The following is a 1,259-nucleotide window of genomic DNA, read 5'->3' on the forward strand; positions in this document are numbered from 1 at the left end:
GCTGGCAGAGTGTATATTCACTCTGTCAGTTTCTTTATGTTAATGAATGCATGATTCTTGCTCTGAATCTCTTAAAATTTCTGACTCCATAAGATACTCTCTTGATTACTTTTATCTTGTTGTTACAGCCCTCTGTATATCCATTAGTGTATCCTGTAATTATTCCATTCCTTATCTCATCAAACCAATCTATAAAAGTTTTACAGCAATTATTAAACTCTTTACATTCAAAACTTTGTGCCATCATAATCCAGTTGTTCATCCTTTTAGTAAATTTGTAGCTATCTTTTTCCTTCATAAGAGAATAAAATTCATTCTTAAGATAGTAGGCTTGAGATAATTCCTTTGATAAAGATAGCATGTTTAATACTTGTTGCCATTCATAGTCTTTAAGTTTGTCCTGCGATTTAAGAAGCAGTGTTCTTGATCTTTTAAAATATTTCCTTCGGCTAGGCTCAAAGTTTTGTTGGACCTTTTTTCTTGTTCTTTCAAATGCCCATGTGACTTGTCTGATAACATGATATTTGTCAGCTATGATTTTTGCATTAGGAAAACAATGTTTAGAAACCGCTTTAAATGCAGTGCTCATATCGATTACAACATATTGCACATTGTTTCTATCCTTAAACTTGGAAAAGTAAGAGTAAAGGTAGTCAGCTTTTCTTGAAGGAAGTATATCTAAAACCTTCTTTGCTTTAGGATTAGTAAGGATAAATTGGAATTTCTCTCCGTTAGCATTTCCTTTAAACTCATCAAAGGCAATCACCTTGGGAAGACTAGGTAAGCCATAATCTATCTTATCAAGGATTCTGCCAATAGTTGCCTGAGAAAGAGATGTTAATTTAGCAATAGATTTTAGTGAAGAAACTTCAGTAAATCTAGATAGAATAAAAGCCCAGAGCCTATTGGTTGTTCTTTGATATTTAGGTAAGAAAGGTATTTTCTCAAAAAATCTTTTACCACAATGAGGACATACATATCTTCTTTTTCTAAGATGAATGAAAGTTGCTTTATGCAGAAAAGGGACATCTTTGATTATCTGAGTACGGTAGTCATGAACCCTTTCAGTAGGGAAGTTGCAGCAGGGGCAGGTATGAGGTTCTTTTTTCATTGAGATAAAAATGTTGAGAGATTCCTCAGTACTTTTAATATTTTCTAAAATTGCACCTTTTAATTCAAATAATTCTTCTATATAATTTGACATGAGCATAATTGAAAACTCCTTTCTATGTTATTGTGGTGATTTCATTTTAAATGAG

Annotated in this window: 1 protein-coding gene; it reads right to left on the reverse strand. The window is 32.2% G+C overall.

The features are described from left to right. Nucleotides 1–34: 34 nt before the first annotated feature. Nucleotides 35–1,204: an ISL3 family transposase gene (locus INF20_RS07895; protein WP_226385831.1), complete on the reverse strand. Its 1,170-nt coding sequence runs from the start codon at nt 1,202–1,204 to the stop codon at nt 35–37. Between the last annotated feature and the right edge of the window lie 55 nt (nt 1,205–1,259).

It is taken from the genome of Gallibacter intestinalis, from assembly GCF_014982745.1.
Taxonomy (GTDB): Bacteria; Bacillota; Clostridia; order Peptostreptococcales; family Anaerovoracaceae; genus Gallibacter; species Gallibacter intestinalis.

What these genes read in the sequence shown, in the direction of transcription:
- INF20_RS07895 (WP_226385831.1), bottom strand. Translation starts at nt 1,204, where the DNA reads ATGTCAAATTATATAGAAGAATTATTTGAATTAAAAGGTGCAATTTTA.